At 72.1% G+C, this 18,527-nt stretch carries 10 protein-coding genes; 1 reads left to right on the forward strand and 9 read right to left on the reverse strand.

Annotated elements, in window-relative coordinates; genetic code table 11:
- Positions 1 to 104: 104 nt before the first annotated feature.
- Complete coding sequence (locus tag Q3W68_RS19130; protein WP_302906737.1) at positions 105 to 1,733, forward strand: DUF885 family protein; 1,629 nt, start codon at positions 105 to 107, stop codon at positions 1,731 to 1,733.
- Here Q3W68_RS19130 and Q3W68_RS19135 read toward each other — a convergent pair.
- The 9 genes from Q3W68_RS19135 to Q3W68_RS19175 all read right to left on the reverse strand — a co-directional run bounded on the left by Q3W68_RS19135 (position 1,730) and on the right by Q3W68_RS19175 (position 18,458).
- Positions 1,730 to 2,956 (reverse strand): MFS transporter, encoded by a 1,227-nt coding sequence (locus Q3W68_RS19135; RefSeq protein ID WP_302906738.1) that lies wholly within the window; start codon positions 2,954 to 2,956, stop codon positions 1,730 to 1,732. The two genes, Q3W68_RS19130 and Q3W68_RS19135, sit on opposite strands and share 4 nt — an antisense overlap.
- Before the next feature lie 33 nt (positions 2,957 to 2,989).
- A complete protein-coding gene (locus Q3W68_RS19140; protein WP_302906739.1) occupies positions 2,990 to 7,849 on the reverse strand; it encodes a non-ribosomal peptide synthetase in 4,860 nt (1,619 codons plus the stop codon).
- A gap of 60 nt (positions 7,850 to 7,909) precedes the next feature.
- Positions 7,910 to 9,742 (reverse strand): asparagine synthase (glutamine-hydrolyzing), encoded by a 1,833-nt coding sequence (gene asnB, locus Q3W68_RS19145; RefSeq protein ID WP_302906740.1) that lies wholly within the window; start codon positions 9,740 to 9,742, stop codon positions 7,910 to 7,912.
- 3 nt (positions 9,743 to 9,745) lie between these two features.
- Positions 9,746 to 10,639 carry an LLM class flavin-dependent oxidoreductase gene (locus Q3W68_RS19150; protein WP_302907140.1) on the reverse strand — a complete coding sequence of 298 codons (894 nt, stop codon included), beginning with the start codon at positions 10,637 to 10,639 and terminating at the stop codon, positions 9,746 to 9,748.
- Complete coding sequence (locus Q3W68_RS19155; RefSeq protein WP_302906741.1) at positions 10,624 to 11,583, reverse strand: hypothetical protein; 960 nt, start codon at positions 11,581 to 11,583, stop codon at positions 10,624 to 10,626. Before Q3W68_RS19155 ends, Q3W68_RS19150 begins: the two co-directional genes overlap by 16 nt.
- A 182-nt stretch (positions 11,584 to 11,765) precedes the next feature.
- A complete protein-coding gene (locus Q3W68_RS19160; RefSeq protein ID WP_302906742.1) occupies positions 11,766 to 13,181 on the reverse strand; it encodes a DUF6002 family protein in 1,416 nt (471 codons plus the stop codon).
- 66 nt (positions 13,182 to 13,247) lie between these two features.
- A complete protein-coding gene (locus Q3W68_RS19165) occupies positions 13,248 to 15,188 on the reverse strand; it encodes a LuxR family transcriptional regulator (protein ID WP_302906743.1) in 1,941 nt (646 codons plus the stop codon).
- Between the two features lie 71 nt (positions 15,189 to 15,259).
- Positions 15,260 to 17,278, reverse strand: a complete 2,019-nt coding sequence (locus tag Q3W68_RS19170; RefSeq protein ID WP_302906744.1) for a SidA/IucD/PvdA family monooxygenase — start codon at positions 17,276 to 17,278, stop codon at positions 15,260 to 15,262.
- 73 nt (positions 17,279 to 17,351) lie between these two features.
- Positions 17,352 to 18,458: a branched-chain amino acid aminotransferase gene (locus Q3W68_RS19175; protein ID WP_302906745.1), complete on the reverse strand. Its 1,107-nt coding sequence runs from the start codon at positions 18,456 to 18,458 to the stop codon at positions 17,352 to 17,354.
- Positions 18,459 to 18,527: the final 69 nt, after the last annotated feature.

Here is an 18,527-nt window from a genome sequence, read left to right on the forward strand (position 1 = left end):
CGCGCGCGGTGGCCCTCCGCTTGCCGCCCCGCCGGCGAGCGGATACGGTCGCTTGTCGATCGTCGGTCCCGATCCGGGGTCTCCCGGCATGGCGGTGAGCGGGCATGGACACCACCTCTTCCCCCGCGCTGGCGGAGCTGGCCGCCGAATTCTGGGCTTGGCGCACCCGGACCCAACCGGACTCCTACGACGACATCACCCGGGTGGAACGGCCGCGGGACTGGGTGGCCGACTGGTCGTCGGCGGCGGTACGCGCCCGACGCGAGGCCGGCGCGGGCTTCGCCGACCGGTATCGCCGGATCGACGTGCCGCCGACGGACGTGCGTGCCCAGGTGGACAGGCGGCTGCTCGGTTCGGCGTTGGCGCGGGTGCGGTGGGAGCTGGACCTGGTACGCGCCTGGCGGCGCGACCCGTCGTTCTACATCGACCAGAGCCTGGTGTGCGTCTACAACCTCCTGCTCCGGCCGCCGCCGTTCGGCGCCGAGCGGGTCGACGCCATCGTTCGCCACCTGCGCAACGTGCCCGCCGTGCTCGAGCAGGCACGCGAGAACCTCACCGGCACGATCGCCGGGCCGTTCGCCCGGCGTGCCCTCACCGTGCTCCGGCGGGCCGACGACCTGTTGCGCTCCGCCCTGGCGGCGCTGGCCGCCGAGGTGCCCGACCGGCGGTGGCCCGACGCGACAGCGGGCGCCGCGCGGGCGGTGGCTGGATACCGGGACTGGCTGGCCCGGCAGGCTCCGTTCGACACCGACGACGTATCCGTCGGCGCGGACGCGTTCGCGTTCTTCCTGCACCAGGTGGCGCTCCTGCCGTACTCGGCGGAGCAGGTGCGGGCGATGGCCCGGCAGGAATGGAACCGGGCGGTGTGGACCGAGACGCTGCCGCGCCGCACCGATGCCGCCGCCGGTGGGAAGCTGCCCGATCTGGCCGAGCTGATCAGCCGGCAACGCGCGGCCGAGCGTGCTCTGCGGCGGTTCCACACCGAGCACGGCCTCCTGAGCCCCTTGACGGGTCGGCGACGCTACCGGATGGCGCCCATGCCCGCGTACCTCGAGCCGTTGACGTGGCTGGGGGTGGCGCACGACCCGGCGTCGCCGTCCAGGTCCGACGACGACGCGGTGCGCTACGTCCGGCCGCCGAGCCCGCGACTGCCGTACTTCGACCTGGCAGAGATCCGGGATCCGCTCACCGGGCTCGCGCACGAGGGCGTACACGCGCACCAACTCGCCCTGTCATGGCGGCACGACAATCCGGCACGCCGTCGCTACTACGATTCCGCGCCGAACGAGGGCATCGCCTTCTACCACGAAGAACTGATGCTGTCCCTGGGAGCGTTCGACGACGGATCGCCCGGAGCCGACTTCGTCGTCAACGCGAGGCGGCTCCGAGCGTTGCGAGCAGACATCGACGTCGCGCTGGCGCTCGGCGAGCTGACGCCGCAGGCGGCGGAGGAGGTGCTCGCGGAAGCGGTCCCCATGGACCGGGCGACCGCGGCGCAGGAGGCCGCGTTCTTCGCCGGCAATCCCGGTCAGGGCTTGAGCTATCAGGTCGGCAAGCTGCAGGTCCTCGACCTCGTGGCGACCTGCGCGCGGCGCCACGGCGCGGCGTTCGACCTGAAGGCGTTCCACGACCGGCTCTGGCGCGAGGGCAACGTGCCGCTCGCGTTGCAGCGCTGGGAACTCCTCGGCCTGCGCGACCACCTCGGGCGGGCGGACCTGCTGGCGGGGGCCTAGCTCCTGCGGAGCCGAGCCATCGGCACCACCACGGCGGTGATCAGCGGCGCGAGACCGGCCAGGAGCAGACCCGCGTCGGCGCCGAACCGCGTCACGAGCCACCCCGCGACCGGACTGGCCGCGGCGGTCCCCAGGTAGCCGAACGCGGCGAAGTATCCGAACGCCTCCGCCAACCGGTCCTCCGCGACCTGCTCGGGGACCAGTAGCATGGCCGAGGTGTCACCCGGCGCGAAGGCCAGTCCGGCGACCAGCAGGCAGGCGATGGCGAGCCACAGCGCGGGCGCCCCGGCGGCGAGCGCGGTGACCAGCCCGTAGACGGCGATCAGCAGCCAGGCCACGGTGCGGGTGGGCGCGCTGCGCAGCGGGTTGGTGGCCGGCAGCGCGGCGTAGATGGAGCCGCTGACCGCGCTCGTGGCGAAGATGCCCGCGAGCACCAGGCCACCGCTCGTGGCCGGCCGGCCGTGGCCGGCGAGCAGCGCCGGGAGCGCCACGTCGAGGGCGCCGAGGTTGATGCCGATCCCCACGTTGAGCAGCAACGGCACCCAGAGTTGCGCCAGCATGGCGCGGGCCGGACCGGACCGCCGGGTGGCGCTCGCGGCCGCCCGGCGCGGCAACGTCCAGCTGAGCAGCGCACCCGACGCAAGGACGGCGGCCACCGCGCCGACGCACGCCCGTGGCCCGACCAGGGCGGCCACCACGGACGCCAGCGCCGGGCCACCGATCCACGCCAGCTGCAGGGCGACCGCGTCGATCGCGTAGGCCTGTTTGAGCTGCTCCGGACGCAGGATGTACGGCAACAGTGACCGGTACGCCCCGGTCACCCCCGCGCCACTGGCGGCGGCCACGACGACCAGGACGAGGAGCACCACCAAGGGGGCTCCCGCGGCGGCCGCGATCGCCGTGGTGACGAGGCCGGCCGTCGAGCCGAGCAGCGACCAGCCCAGCGCACGGGGTAGCGTGGCCCGGTCCATCTGCCGGCCCCGCCAGGGCGCGCAGACCGCGTAGGTCATCGCGCTGGCGCCGCTGAGCAATCCGCTGCTGACGAACGACCCGGTCGAGGCGTGGGCGGTGAGTACCAGGGCGACCGGCAGCATCGTCTGGGGCAATCTGGCCAGCGACGCCGCCGCCAGCCAGCGCCACCAGGTCGGGTTGCTCCGCAGCCGCCCGCCCGGCGGGCCGGCCCTTCGGGCCGCCCCGACCTCGCTCCGGTCCGCTACCGACACGGCCACCTCCTGATCGCCCGTCGAATCTCCGGGTCAGCTACCCAACATGGCGAGCAGTTTCTCCCGCTCACCGGGGAGCAGCACGTCGACGCCGTCCAGGCGCCGGTCGGGCTCGCCGACCGCGGCACGCATCACCTGGATCAACCGTTGGGTCAGCGCCGTGACGGTCTCCTCGTCGAAGATGTCCGTCGGGTACTCGACCAGCCCGTCCATGCCCTCGGGCCGGCCGCCGTCGCCGCGCCGCTCGGTGAACGCGAACAGGAGGTCGAACTTGGCGTGGCGCAGCCCGGCCTGCTGCTCGGCCACCTGCACGCCGGGCAGCTCCAGGGTGGCCTGGCCGGCGTTCTGCAGGACCAGCGCCACCTGGAACAGCGGGTTGTGGCTCAGCGACCGGGTCGGATTGAGCACCTCGACCAGTTGCTCGAACGGCACGTCCTGGTTGGCGTACGCGCCCAGATCGGTCTCGCGTACCCGGGCCAGAAGTTCGGCGAAGGTCGGGTTAACGCTGGTGTCGGTGCGCAGCACCAGGGTGTTGACGAAGAGACCGACGAGGTCGCTGAACGCCTCGTCGCCGCGACCCGCGATGGGGGCGCCGATGGGGATGTCGGTGCCCGAGCCGAGCCGGGTGAGCAGGCCGGCGAGGGTCACCTGCAGGGCCATGAACAGGCTGGCGCCCCCGGCGTGGGCGAGCCGGGTGAGCCCCTCGTGCAGGTCCGCGTCCAGGTCGAAGTGAAAGGTCCGGCCCCGCTGACCGCGTACGGCGGGGCGCGGTCGGTCCACGGGCAGCGCGATCTGTTCCGGCAGACCGGCCAACCGCTCCCTCCAGTACCGCACCTGCGCGGCGACACCGCTCCCGCCGGAACCGAGCAGCTCCCGCTGCCACAGCGTGAAGTCCGCGTACTGGACGGGCAGTGGCGCCCAGTCCGGAGGGCTGCCGCCGAGCCGGGCGGTGTAGGCGGCGGACAGGTCCCGCAGCAGCGGTCGCATCGACCAGCCGTCGGTGGCGATGTGGTGCAGGCAGACGACCAGCACGTGCCGGTCGGCGGCGAGCCGCAGGAGCCGGGCCCGCAACAGCCGCCCGCCGTGCAGGTCGAACGGCCGGTCGACCTCGGCCGCCACCGCCGCGGGGACGTCCGCCTCCGCGCACCGCGCCGTGGCCAGTCGGAACGGCTCGGGGTCGAGCACCTGCTGGTACGGCTCGTCACCGCAGGTCCGGATCACCGTACGCAGGATCTCGTGCCGGCCGATCACGTCACCGATCGCCGCCTCCAGCGCGACCACGTCGAGTTCGCCGGCCAGTGTGAACACGAGCGGCAGGTGGTACGCCGAGCCGCTGCTCACCGACGACGCCAACTGCTCCACGAACCACAGCCGTTGCTGCGCGAAGGACAGCGGCACCCGCTCCGGACGGGGCATCGGCCGCGCCGGTGCCCGGCCGGCGGTCAGCCCGTCGACGGCGCCGGCGATGCCCGCGACCGTCTGCCGGTCGAAGACCACCCGCACCGGCAGGTCCACGCCGAACACCGAGCGCACCCGGCCGGCCAGTTGGCTGGCCAGGAGCGAGTGGCCACCGAGGTCGAAGAACCCGTCGTCGACACCCACCTCGGCGAGTCCCAGCACCTCGGCGACCAAGCGACACAACAGCTCTTCCTGGGGGGTGCGCGGCGCCCGGCCGGTGGCGGTCCACCGCGGCGCGGGTAGCGCGGCCCGGTCCACCTTCCCGTTGGCGTTCTCCGGCAAGCGGTCGAGCACGACGAACGAGGCCGGGACCATGAAGGAGGGAAGGGCCTCGGACACGTGGCGCCGCAGCGCCGCGACGTCCGGCCGGCCGGCATCCGCGCCCACCACGTGCGCCACGAGACGGAGGTCCCCCGGCGCCGCCTCGACCGCGGTCACGACCGCCTGCGCCACGTCGGCGTGCCGGAGCAGGACCGCTTCGACCTCCCCGGGTTCCACCCGGTATCCCCGGATCTTCACCTGGTGATCGGCACGGCCGGCGAACGTCACCGTTCCGTCGCTGTTCCAGCGGGCCAGGTCCCCGGTCCGGTACATCCGCTCGCCGGGTGTGCCGAAGGGATCCGGCAGGAAGCGCGTCGCGGTGAGCACCGGGTTGGCCAGGTAGCCGCGTGCCACGCCCGCGCCGCCGATGTAGACCTCGCCGAGGACGCCGGGCGGCACCGGGCGCAGCGCCTCGTCCAGCAGGTAAAGGCGCTGGTTCCACACGGGGCGACCGATGGGCACGGCGGTGGCGGCGCTACCCGTGACGAGTGGGCCGGACACGGGGAACGAGGCCGCGCAGTGGGTCTCGGTCGGTCCGTACTGGTTGATCAGCCGGCGGTCGGCGCGGCCGCCGTACACCGCACGCAGGCCCTCGCTCACCGTCAGCGGTGAGCCCGCCTGCACGATGTCCCTCAGCGCCGGCAGTTCGGTGTGCTCGGCCACGGCGGCCGTGCAGATGCCGTCGATCATCAGCGTCGGCGCGATGATCATGCTGATCCGGTGCCGGTCGAGCCAGTGCACCAGCCGGGCCGGATCGGTCCGGACCTCCGGGTCGGGTATCGCCACCGCGCCACCGCAGGCGAGCGTGGCCAGAGTCTCCTGGAGGGACACGTCGAAGCCGAGACTTGCCAGGTGGGCGGTGACACCTCCCGGATCTCCGGCGCCGCCGTCCGCCTGCCAGGCCACCATGTTCAGCAGCCCGGCCGCGGGCATGACGACGCCCTTGGGCACGCCGGTCGAGCCGGACGTGTAGATGACGTAGGCGGCAGCGGAAGGGCCCCCGATCCGCCGCTCGGTCCGGGTGAGGGTCGTCGAGGGCTGCCGGTCGATCCGTGCGGCGTCGAGCGGGTCGTCGAGGATCAGGGGGGTGGGCGTACGGTGCCGGTGCGCGCCGGTCGTCACCACGACCACCGCCCCCGCATCCCGGATCATGAAGCCGGCCCGCTCGTCGGGAAGGTCCGGGTCCACCGGGAGGTAGACCGCGCCCACCTTCACGACGGCCAGCATCGCGACCAGCAGGTCCACGGAGCGGTCGAGGAACACGGCGACGACCTGCTCGGGTCCCGCGCCACGCCGGGTCAGTTCCCTGGCCAGCCGGTTCGCCCTGGCATGCAGCTCGGCGTACGTGACGCTGACCGTGTCCGTGACCACGGCGACCGCCGCGGGCGTCCGTTCGGCCTGGTCCTCCAGCCAGGTGACGAGATCTCCGGGCGGCAGGGACCGGGTGGAGTCGTTCCATTCGGTCAGCACCCGGGACCGGCCGGCCGCGGAGAGCAGCTCGTACCGGGACAGGGGCAGGTCGGGGTCCGCCGCGGCCTGGTCGAGAAGCCGGCGCAGATACCCGGCCATGGCCTCGACGGTGCTGTGGTCGTACACGTCGGCCGCGTACTCGACCAGCCCGTCCACACCACCCGGCCGGCCGTCGGTCGACCGCCGTTCCCGGAAGGTGAACGCCAGCTCGAACCGGGACGTCCCGATGTCGACCGTCTCGAAGCGGCTCGTGACGTCCGGGGCCTCCAGCGCGGGCTCGACGTTCGTGTCCATCAGGAACAGCACCTGGAAGAGCGGGTGCACACCGAGCGAGCGGGCCGGGTTGACCGCCTCGACCACGTGCTCGAACGGCACGTCCGCCGCGTCGAACGCGGCGAGGTCGACCGTCCGGACCCGCTGGATCAGCTCGTGGAAGGACGGGTCGCCACCGGTGTCGGTGCGCAGCACGAGCGTGTTGACGAAGAAGCCGACGAGGTCGTCGAGGGCCGCGTCCATACGTCCGGCGACGGGCGCGCCGAGCGGTACGTCCGTGCCGGCACCCAGCCTGGTCAACAGCGCCGTGACGCCCGCCTGCAGGACCATGAACAGCGTGGCCTGGTGCTCCCGCGCGAGATCGGCGAGCCGCCGGTGCAGGCCGGCGTCGAGGTCCAGACGGACCCGGCCCCCTTCGTAGCCGGCGACCGCCGGGCGAGGACGGTCCGTCGGCAGGGTGAGCCGCTCGGGTACGCCCTCGAGCGCCGTCCGCCAGTGGTCCAGCTGGGCGGCCAGCAGGGACCCCTCGTCGCGGTCGGCCAGCTCCCGTTGCCACTGCGCGTAGTCCGTGTACCGCACGGGCAGGTCCGGCCACGTCGGCGTGCTGCCGGCCAACCGGGCCAGGTAGGCGGTGGACAGGTCACGCCGCAACGCGGCGAACGACCAGCCGTCGACCGCGACGTGGTGCAGGGCCAGCAGGAGCACGTGTTCGGTGGGGCCGAGCACGAACAGGTACGTGCGCAGCGGCGCGTCCCGGGTCAGGTCGAACCCTTCGGCCGCGTACCGCCGGATGGTCGCCCGGGCCCCGTTCGGGTCGAGCGGGATGACCGGTACGGCGGTGGCCGCGTCCGGTACGTCCAGGATCTGTTGCCGCGGTGTGCCCGCCTCCGCCGGGAAGACGGTCCGCAGCGGCTCATGCCGGGCGATGACGTCGCGTACCGCGTACCGCAGCGCCTCGACGTCGAGCTCGCCCGACAGCCACAACGCCAGGGGCGTGTTGTAGCCGCAACCACCACCGGCGACCTGGTTGAGCAGCCACTGTCGCTGTTGCGCGAACGACAGCGGGATCCGCTCCGGACGGTCACGCCGCCGGATCGGGGGACGGCTGGCCCGGTACGAGTCGAGCCGGCTCACCACGTCGGCCGGGGTCGGCGCGGTGAAGAACTGCCGCGGGGTGAGCTGGGCGCCGAACGTCGCCTGCAGCCGGGTGAGCAGGCGGGACGCCAGCAGTGACTCGCCGCCCAGGTCGAAGAAGTTGTCGTCCGGGGCCACCGTCGGTTTGTCGAGCACAGCGGCGAAAATCGACCTGACGAGATCGATTCGTGGATCCGTCCCGGACGGCGCTCCGGTGGCGTCATGAGGTTCGGACATGGGTTCCTCCTTCGCACGGCCCGGGCGGTGTTCGCCCGGCTCGCTCCCACGGTCGCGGCGTCAGCACAGGCTGACGCGCAGGTCGCGCATCCACCGGTCGACCTCCAGCAGCGGGATCAGGACGTGGGCGTGGTTGGCGTGCGTCAGGGTCGGACGGTCCGCGGCCGCGATCATGTCCGCGAGCCGTCGCTGGTCCAGGACCTCGGCCAGGGGCGACGCCGGATCGCCGGTCAGCGCCCGCACACCGGCGGTCACCTCCGCCGCGTAGCCTGGCGAGAACGACGCCGGGTAGGCGCTCTTGGGCCGGCTCGACACCCCGGGCGGCAGCCGGTCGGCGAATGCCATCCGCAGCAGGCTCTTCTCCCGGCCGTCGGCCGTCTTCATCTCCCACGGGACGTTCCACAGGTACTCGACCAGCCGGTGGTCGCAGAACGGCACCCGCACCTCCAGCCCCACAGCCATGCTCATCCGATCCTTCCGGTCGAGGAGCAGGGAGAGCGGGGCCTGCATGCTGAGATACAGCGCCTCCCGCATCCGCGCACCGAGGCGGGACTCCCCGGGCAGGTCGGGCACCTCGGCGAGCAGCGTCCGGTAGAGGTCACGCTCCTGCTCCCGTGGCCGGATCCGGGCCTGCACGTCCGGCGCGAGAAAGTCGGTCAGCCGCACCCCGTCTCCCAACCAGGGGAACGTGTCCGCCCACACCGCGTCCGGCTCGTGGAACCACGGGTAGCCGCCGAACACCTCGTCCGCCGCCTCGCCGGACAACGCGACAGTCGAGGTCCGGCGCACCGAACGGAAGAGTTCCAGCATCGACGCGTCGAACTGGCCGAGGCTCGGCAGGTCGCGTGCGCGTCGGGCGACCAGAAGGGCGGCGCGCATCTGCTCGTCGTCCACGATCACCTCACGGTGGTCGACGCCGAGGTGCGCGGCAGCCAGCGTGGCGAACGGGCTGTCCCGATCCGGGCGCAGCGTGGTTGGCCGGAAGTGCGACTCGGCGTCGGCGAAGTCGACCGAGTACGTCGCCAGTGGTCCAGCGCCCCTCTCTCGCAGGTGCCCGGCCGCGAGCGCCGCCACCACGGACGAGTCCAGGCCGCCGGAGAGCAATGCGCCCAGCGGCACGTCGGAGACCAGCTGCTCGGCGACGATGTGTTCGAGCAGTTCACGCACGGTCGACACCGTCTTGTCGAGGTCGTCGGTGTGCTCGTGGCTGTGCAGCGCCCAGTACCGCGACTCGGCGATCCCGTCCGGCGTGAACCGCAGCACGTGCCCGGGCCGCACCTCGGACAGCCCCAGCAACGGGGTCCGGCCCAGCGGGGTGAGCCGGGAGTTGAACAGCATCGGTAACGCGTCCTCGCTCGTCCGGGCGGTGAACAGCGGGTTGGCGAGGATCGCCTTCGGCTCGGATCCGAACAGCAGGCCCCCCGGGTAGCGGTGGTAGTACAGCGGCTTCACGCCGAGGCGGTCGCGTGCCAGGAACAGCTCCCGGCGGTCGCCGTCCCACACGGCGAACGCGAACATGCCCACCATGCGGTCGACGGCCGACGAACCCCACTCCACGTACGCGTGCAGCAGCACCTCGGTGTCGGACCGGGTACGTAGCCGGTGCCCCCGCGCGAGGAGTTCGGCGCGCAGCTCCCGGAAGTTGTAGATCTCCCCGCTGTAGGTCAGCACGATCGGCTCGCCACCGGGTGACCGGGTGGTCACCATGGGCTGGGTGCCACCCGCGGCGTCGATCACCGCGAGTCGGCGGTGACCGACGGCGGCGTGCCGGGACAGCCAGAGGCCCCCGTCGTCCGGCCCGCGAGGCGCGAGGACGCCGGTCATCGCCCCGACGAGAGCGTCCTCCGTGGACAGGTCACGGGTGAAGTCCACCCAGCCGGCGATTCCGCACATCGGTCAGTCCTCCGTCAACGCGGGCAGCACGTCCGCCGCGATCTGCTCCAGCACACGCACATTCCCCTGGTACGGCGCCTCGCTCCTCGGGAACGGCACGATCAGGTCTGTCACGCCGATCCGCGCGTAGCGCTCGACCGTCTCGGTGAACGCACCGACTGAGGCGAGCGGCGAGTGCGTGCGATTGACGTTCAACACAAGCTTCCGCAACGTGGCCGGGTCCCGGCCCTCCTCGGCGCAGATCCGCGCGACGGCGTCGAGCTGCCTGCGGACCGTCTCGGGTGTCGCCTCCGGAGCCACGCGCCCCCGTTGCGCGGCCACGCCGTGGGTCACCCAGCCGTCGCCGTGGCGAGCCGCGAGGCGCATCCCGGTGGGACCGCTGCCGGCGATCATCACCGGCAGTCTGGCGCGCGCCCCTCCGGCCGGGTCGATCCATGCCCGGCGCGCGGAGTAGAACCGGCCCGCGTAGGTCGTACACGGCTCGCGGAGCAGCTGATCGACGACCTCGACGAACTCCACGAACCGCTCGCGGCGCTCGGCCGGTGACCACGGCGGCGAGCCGAGCACCTCCGCGTCGACGCCGGAGCCCCCCGCGCCCAGGCCGAGCACGAAGCGGCCGCCGGAGATCTCCGACAGGGTGAGCGCCTCCTTGGCGAAGGGCACTGGATGGCGGAAGTTCGGGGACGCGACCAGCGTGCCGAGTTGGATCCGCCGGGTGCACTGCGCGGCGGCGGCGAGCGTGGGCACCGCCGCGTACCACGGCCGCCCGATCAGGTCGCGCCACGCGATGTGGTCGTAGGACCAGGCGTGCGCAAAGCCCAGCTCGTCCACCAGCCGCCAGCACTGTTGTGCCTCCCGCCACCCGATCGCGGGCAGGATCATCACGCCGATACGAATGGTGTCCCCCCGTCGGACGTGGACCGCAGGAACGAGTCCAGGTGCGTCAGCCGGGCGCCGCGCAGGCCGGTGCCCTCCCAGCGGAGGTCAAGGCGCGCCGCCCGTCGGTCGTCGTGGAAGTAGACGGCTTCCAGCCCGCCGCCGGGGGCCTCGGCGATGACCGGGTTGGCCACCAGGAAGTCCCGTACCCGCGGCGTGTCCCGGACCACCCGCAGCAGGAGCCGCTTGGCCCCGAAGTGGTCGGCTGGCCGCATCACCTGCGGGTGCAGCTTCCGCTTGAACTGGAAGATCCCCTTGCTGAGGAAGGGTTCACATCCGGACAGGTTGACCGCCCGGACGTCGTGTACGGCCGCCCACTCCAGGATCAGCACGTACAGTGCCGCGAACGCGCCGGTGGCGTAGTGGGCCGGGGCGCCGTGCGTCACTCCGGCCAGCCGGAGGGTGAGTGTGTGGGTCCGCCGGTCGAAGAGACACAGCATTCCCGCGACGCGTTCGTGTTCATCGGTGAGGAAGAACAGGAAACCGCGGCGGAACACGCACTGGAGCGCGATGTCGCGTTCCAGGCTGCGGGTCGCGGGGCCGTGCCGCCGCCGCATGGTCGGTAGGTGCACGTGGTCGTAGAACCACTGGAAGTCCTCGGCGGCGGCGGTGTGTTCGAGCCTCCACCCGAGGTCACGCCGCTGGCGCGCGACGCGCTGCCGCTCCTTCCTCGACACGCGGGCGCGCATGGCCGCCACGTCCGGCACGACTGGCACGACGAGTTCGACTCGGAAGGGAAGGAGCAGGTCGCCGGCCGACAACAGCGGCCGGACGCGGGCGGGCGGCGCGCCGATGGCCATGAGATCGACGTCGGCGGGCGCCAGCGCCTCGGCCCACGGCACCGTCCGCGTGCTCCGGCGCAGGACCGGCCCGCCGCGGGCCGCCTGCTTCTCCAGGAACGGCATCACATGACTGGTCCCCTCCGGGAGGCCGAGGTATCCGAGGGTGAGTGGGCCGTCGACCGTGGACCGGACGGACGTCGCGCGGCGAAACCGGACGTCGTCCCAGGCCGACCTGAGCCGAACCAGCCCCGGCCGGGTGCTGGTCCGCCAGGCGAACACCGGCTGCGCGAGGACCGAGCGTCGGATCAGCAAGAACGGCTCCCGGCGGACACGGCCCGGAAGATGTCGTCAGCCGACGACACGGGCGTCAGCTCGCGACCCGTCAGTGCTCTGACGTCCTCGTCGGTGTACCAGCCCGAACCGTGCACCACCAGGTCGTGGGCCGGACCGACCAGGCCGCGGTCGATGCCGTTGAGGACACCGGTGAGGGCCATCATGAGCGACCACTCGCGCACCGTGGCGGGGTCCTCCGGTACGCGGAAACCGGCGTCGGCGAGCAGCGGCGCCGCTTGCGCGTACCGCTGGGCGCATTCCAGGCCGGACACGACGATCCCGTCCCCGCCGTGCCGCTCGATGATGTCGGTCATCCGGTCTGCCGTCGTGGGCCGTCGGGTGTAGAAGGTCGGGTCGAGGACCTCGCCCGGATCGGTCGTGAGCAGCGGGAAGTGCGGGTCGTGCCGCTGCTGGAGATGGCCGGTGACGGGATCCGGTCGATACCGCGGGACGCGGTCGCGGTCGAAGTCGCCGAATCGCAGGTGCAGCACCATGTCCGGCGTGCCGAGGTGCTGCACGAGCAGGCTGTGCGGCCGCCTCGTCGGGTCCGACCGGCCGTCGCGCTCCAGCATGTCGCGGCCGAGGTGGTAGCCCAGTAGGCCGAAGGCGCTCGACACCGCGTGCGCGTGGGTGCGCGGCCGGTCGGCGGCGTCGACCGGCGCCACGGCGTGTTCGAACAGTGCGCGACCGACGTCCGCGATCAGGTAGTTGTTCAGGTCGAGGGAATACCAGAGGTGACTGCCGTGCTCCCGGTGCACCCTCTCGGCGTAGTCGTCGACGAAGCGCCGGCCGAGCGCCTTGACGCTCTCCGCGACCGGGTCGTCGGAGGTCAGCACGGGGTTCAGCCGAGCCAGCCGGGGGTCCGCGGACAACGCGTTCGCGCGCAGCTTGGCGGCGTTCGCCGCCGGCGCCAGGACGACCACACGAAGCTGCTCCGGCTCCACCAGACCGCAGGACAGCGCTCGGGCGAGCGCGTCCCGCAGCGCGGTGCCCTTGTTGGCCGACGTCGGCGAGAAGATCACCACCGGTTCGCCGTACCGCCGGACGAACTCGGCCGCACGGGCGACGATCAGCAACGACGCGAAAGTCTTCGTCGTGTTGGTCCCCGGGTTGCGCGCGAGGTTGAGCAGCATCAACCGGTGGTCCTGGTAGTACCCCATCTCGTGCCACGACACCTCGGCCGCCTCTAGGTAGCGGCGAACGGCCGGGGTCAGGTCGGGCAGCGCTCCGCCCACGGTGAACCGTGTCCGGTCGTCGCGTACCGGGGTCGGCCACGTCGCCGCCGAGAGCCTCCGGATGTCGTCATAGAAGTCGGTGACGAGGTTCCCGGTCTGGACTGCCGGCGTGGCCGGAACGACTCCGACAGCCGACCGATCGGTACGCGACATGACGACACTCCTCTGGTCCTGGCGTGGGTGCGCTGATCCGGCGGGCGAGCCGGTGCTGGACGGCCGTCAACCCGACCGCGGCATCGAGGTGGTCGTCCACGACTTGTACCTCGCAGCCAGCTCGACCCGGGAATTGACGCCGATCTTGCGGAAGATGCTCCTGAGGTGGAAGTTCACAGTGTGCGAGCTGACAAACATCTGGTCGGCGATCTGCTGGTTGGTCAGGCCGTCGGCGACCAGCCGGACGATGCGTTCCTGCTGGCTCGTGAGGTCGACGAAGGTGGTGCCGGAGGCGCCACCGAACCGGGCGTAGGTGTCGTAGACGCCGACCGACCGCAGTCTGCTGCGTACCCGGGCGAAGTCCCGTGCGGCAGCCGCCTCCGAGTACAGCGAGAGCGCCTCCTGGAGCGCGCCGGTCGTCCGCAGCCGCGCCCGTGACCGTCCGCCGCCGGCGGCGTCGTGTGCGACATCGGCGACGTCCTCGGCCACCCGGGCGCGCGACCAGATGTCCGGGTACAGCCGTCGCGCCCGTGAGAGCTGTCCCGGATCCTCATGGAGCAGGCCGTGCGCATGGGCCTCGGCCGCGCGGAAGGCGGGGAAGAGGCCGTCCGCCAGGTCACTGATCAGTCGGCAGACCCACCGAGCGGTGGAGCGCTCGTCGCAGGCCAGCGCGGCCCGTACGAGGAACGGCGCCGCCGCCGGCTCGTGCACGAGCAGATCTCGGAGCCGCAGGTCGGTGCCGTAGGTCTCGGCGAGAAGGGACAGGGCGTGCTCCGGGCCGTGTTGGGCCTCCGCGAGTTGCAGTGCCACCCACCCGTACTCCGCCGGACGACCGCCGGCCAACTTGGCGCGACGGACGTACCGCGCCGATTTCGCCACGTCGCCGTCCCGGAGGGCGGCGAGCGCGTGTATCGCCAGCTCTGACGGGGCCAACTCGGCGACCGGACGACCGTCCAGGACCGACACCGCGGCGCCGAGCCGGCCGGCCCGCATCAGGCAGTGGGCTCTGGCCCCCGACCACCGCCCCTCCCATCCGGCGCGGCCGGCGCGCGTCATCCGCGCACGGACGGCCTCCAGCACCTCGTCGCACTGGTCGAACCGCGATGCGTCGGCGAGCAGGACGGCCGCGGCGAACTCGACGTCAGCCGCGGCGCCCTGGCCGGCCAGACGACGGCTTTCCGAGATCGTCTGCTGCGCGAGTCGCAGTCCACGGGACAGGGCGCCGCAGCGCCATGCGCGGGTCGCGCGGGTCACCGTCTCCTGCGGCCGACCGACGACGCCGACGTGGTCCCCGGCCGGAAGCGCGGCGTCGGTGAGTTGGGCGATCGCGTCACGTGCCAACTGCTCACGGCAGGTGCGCAGTAGGCGCTCCCGCACCGAGCGCAGCACGCGGTCAGGCAGCCCTGACCTGACCAACCGTGCGCGTCCGTCGCTGACCTCGACGAACTCCTCCTCCGACAGGCCGTCGACGAGCGTCTCGAGCAGCGCCGGGTTGCCGCCGGCGGTGCCGGCGAGGCGGGTCAGCGCGGGGTCCGGTGTCGCGTGCAACCGCTCGGTGAGGTAGTCGGTGGTCTCGTCCTCCGTCCACGGGACGAGTTCCCCGCCCGCGTCACCCCGTGCCCGGATCGCCCGACAGAGGCGCTCGACCTCGGAACAGCCGGCCCCGGACTCGCGAGCCAGCACCCAGAGGACGGGTCGTTCGGCGGTGGTAAGCGACCGGAGCGTCCGGGCGACCGTCGGCGAGGCGCGGTGCACGTCGTCGATCACCACGGCGGTCAGGTCCCGGCCGGCGGCCGGGTCCGCGACCGGCTCGTCCTCTACGCGGACCCGGACGGTCGTGAAACCGGCATCCGCCGCGAGCCGGAGCGCCTCGTCGAGCACCCACGTCTTCCCGGTCTCCGGTGCGCCCTCGTAGAGCAGGACCGTCCCCCTGCCGGATCCGGCCTCGCGCAGCGCCGAGATCACCCGTCCACGATCGAGGTTCCACGAGGTCTGTTCCTCCCGCATTGCCGTCCTCCGCAATCGGTGTCGGTCGGTCGCATCGTCGGCCTTCGCACAGGCCCGTCGGCCGGATCGAGTCAGCGTGAGTGGGCACTCCACAGCGCGGGCGAGCCGTTCTGCCGGCCGTTGACCGGACTCATCCCGAAGACCTTCCCGATCACCTCGCTCTCGTCGCGTCGCGCGGTGGCCATGAGCGCGGACGCGGCCAGCCGCCGGTTCCGGTCGTCGAGTTCCTGGGAGAGCTTGAACCGCCCGACCAGAGCCTGGATCTCGATCTCGAAGCCCACGACGTAGTCGACGAGCCGGTCGATGCGCGGGTCGTCCGGATCCAGCCGGTAGGAGTCCGCGCCGGGGTCCGACTTCTCGCAGATCCCGGAGAGCCCGGTCACCAGAGCGGCCCGGTCGGCGAGCAGCCTGCCTTGACCGCGCACGTGGACGTTCATCGAGTTCCAGGTGGGGAGCGCTTCGGTCTCGAGCGCGTACGGCGACAGGTAGGTGTTCGGTCCGTGGAACACCACGGTCACCTGCCTGCCGTCGATCAGCTGCGCATGGGGGTTGGCCCGGTCCAGATGCCCGAAGAGCACGCCGTGTGCGCCGCGCGACCGGTCGAGCGTGAGCGGCACGTGCGTCACGACCGGGTCCTCGGCGGCCCGGGCAGAGATCACCGTGGCGAAGTTGAAGCGTTCCATCACCGCGTAGAGCTTCTCCGGGTCGTGCTCGAGGTAGTGCGGTGGCGGGTACGCCGACGCGCCGGACACCGCCACCGCCCGTCGGGGCGGCGGGGTCCGCCGGCAGATGTCGGTGAAGATCTGCCGGGAGCGGAACGGGAGCAGCGACAGCAGGGTGTCACCGAGTCCGAAGTGCTGCTCGCCGTAACCCTGGACGTAGAACCCGCCCTCCACCTCCGCGGTGGTGTGCACCCGGTAGCCCGACAGCAGCAGCTTGTCGCCCTCGGTCCGCAGGAAGGGCGTCAGCTCGCTGAAGATCGACTCGTCCAGGGCCCGGACGTATCCGGTGGCCAGCACCACCCCGTCGCACCGGATCTCGCCCTCCGCGCCGCTGCGACGATCGAGGATCGCGACCCGCGGACCCTCGTCGCCCTCCCGCACGGCGACGACCCTTGTCGCCGGGTGGACGATCAGCCGTTGGCGTCCGCGGACCTCGTCCTCGTACACCGTCCGGTAAAGGTCGTCGAGGGTTCCGGCCTCGACCACGCCATAGTTCGTGTTGCGCAGCTCTGCCCGCAGCGCGGTCCGCTCGGCGCGGGTCCGGGCGGAAAAGGCGTTCGCGCTGCTCTCGAAGAACTGTTCGTTGACGAACGGGCTGTTGTCGGTCGCCCGCAGCGCCTGGCCGGACAGGAAGAGGTGTACGCGGCTTTCGGGATACGTGCGCATCAGGTACAACGCGACCTCGCCGGCGCTCTGCCCGTCGCCCGCGACAGCGAACTCGTAGGGCCGCGACCGGTCGGCGAACCGGTCGGGAAAATGCGGCAGGAAGTCACTGGAATGGATGACCGCCGGGCTGGCGCACACTCCCCCCGGGGGGAGGCGGGGCCGTCCGCCGGCGGCGTGCACGACATTCGCCGCATGGTGGACCGTGGTCTCCCCGGTTCGGATGTCGCGCGCCTCCACCCGGAACAGCCGGTGCACGTCCTCTCCCGGCCGCCGTACCGGCGAGACCCTCGTGACCTCGGTGTGGTAGCGGACCTGGTCGGCGAAGAACTCCGCGACCCAGCGCAGGTAGTCCTGGTACTCCAGTCTGGTCGGCCGGAACTCGCTGAGGTTGACGAACCGCTCCAGGCGGTCCTTGGCCTTGGCGTACTGGAGGAAGGTGTACGGGCTGGCCGGATTGCGCAGCGACACCAGGTCCTTCAGGAACGAGATCTGCATGCGGGAGCCCTCGAGCAGCATTCCCGGGTGCCATTGCAGGGAAGGGCTGCGTTCGAAGAACAGACACGTCCGTTCGCCGTCGAGCTCCTCGGCCGCGATGGCGAGCGCGAGGTTGGACGGCCCGAAGCCGACGCCGATCAGATCGTACGGATTCTGCTCACTGCCCGGCTCACTGCTCCGCGCGTCGGGCGCTGGATCATTCCTCAAGGCGGTACCTCCCAGCGTCGAAGTTCGCTCCCGGGGACGACGGCTCCCGCGGCCCATCGGTCCGTCGCTGCGGTCAGCAGGCTTTGCGGACCCAGGAGAAGGGATCGGGACGATTGCCGTGCTGGATGCCCAGCAGCTCCTCGCGTAGACGCAGCGTGACCGGACCCGGCCGGCCGTCACCGACCGGCCAGTCGCCGGCGGTGCTCCGGACGGCACCCACCGGGCTGATCACTGCCGCCGTCCCGCAGGCGAACACCTCCGTGATCTCACCGGACGCGCACTGCTGCCGCCACTGGTCGACGGAGATCCGGCGTTCCTCCGCGGCGAGGCCGAGCTGGGGCGCCAGGGTCAGCAGAGAGTCACGGGTCACCCCCGGCAGCAGGGTCCCGGTCAGTGGCGGGGTGACGATCCGTGGCCGACCGTCGCCCTCCGGCGCGTAGACGAAGAACAGGTTCATGCCGCCCATCTCCTCGACCCACCGGTGTTCGAGCGCGTCCAGCCAGACCACCTGGTCGCATCCGTTCGCCACCGCCTGCTGGGTCGCCTTGAACGCCGCGGCGTAGTTCCCGCCGGTCTTGGCGGCCCCGGTGCCGCCCGGTGCCGCCCGGGTGTAGTCCTTGGACAACCACACCGTCAGCGACCGGGGCGCGGTTCCCGCGTCGAAGGCCGCGGTCACCGGTGAGGCGATGACGCAGAAGAGGTAGCTGGCGGACGGCAGGGTGAACCCGAGGGCCGGCTCGGTGGCGATCATGAATGGGCGCAGGTAGAGGCTGGTGCCGATGGCGTCCGGCACCCACGCGCTGTCCTGGCCCACCAGCAGCTCGAGCGCGTGCACGAAGGTCTCCTCCGGCAGCGGGGGCATGCCGACCCGGTCGGCCGACCTGTTGAACCGCGCCGCGTTCTCCTCGGGGCGGAACAACCCGACCGCTCCGCTGGCCTGGCGGTAGGCCTTCATGCCCTCGAAGCACTCCTGGCCGTAGTGGAAGACGGCCGTCGCGGGATCGAGCAGGAAGGGACCGTAGGGCTCGACGCGCCCGTCGTGCCAGCCCCGATCGGCGCACCAGCGCAGCGTGACCATGTGGTCGGTGAAGGTCCGGCCGAATCCCGGCGCGGCCAGGATCGCCTTCCGTCTCGCCTCCGGCACGGGCTGCGCGGACGGGCGTATCTCGAAGTCGACCATGGACCGGTTCACCTTCCTCACTCGGGACGCTGGTCCCTGCGTAGGCGCGGACCGCCACGTGACCGTATC

Origin of the sequence: Micromonospora sp. C28ISP2-4 (assembly GCF_030519385.1) — a bacterium.
Lineage (GTDB): Bacteria > Actinomycetota > Actinomycetes > Mycobacteriales > Micromonosporaceae > Micromonospora > Micromonospora tulbaghiae.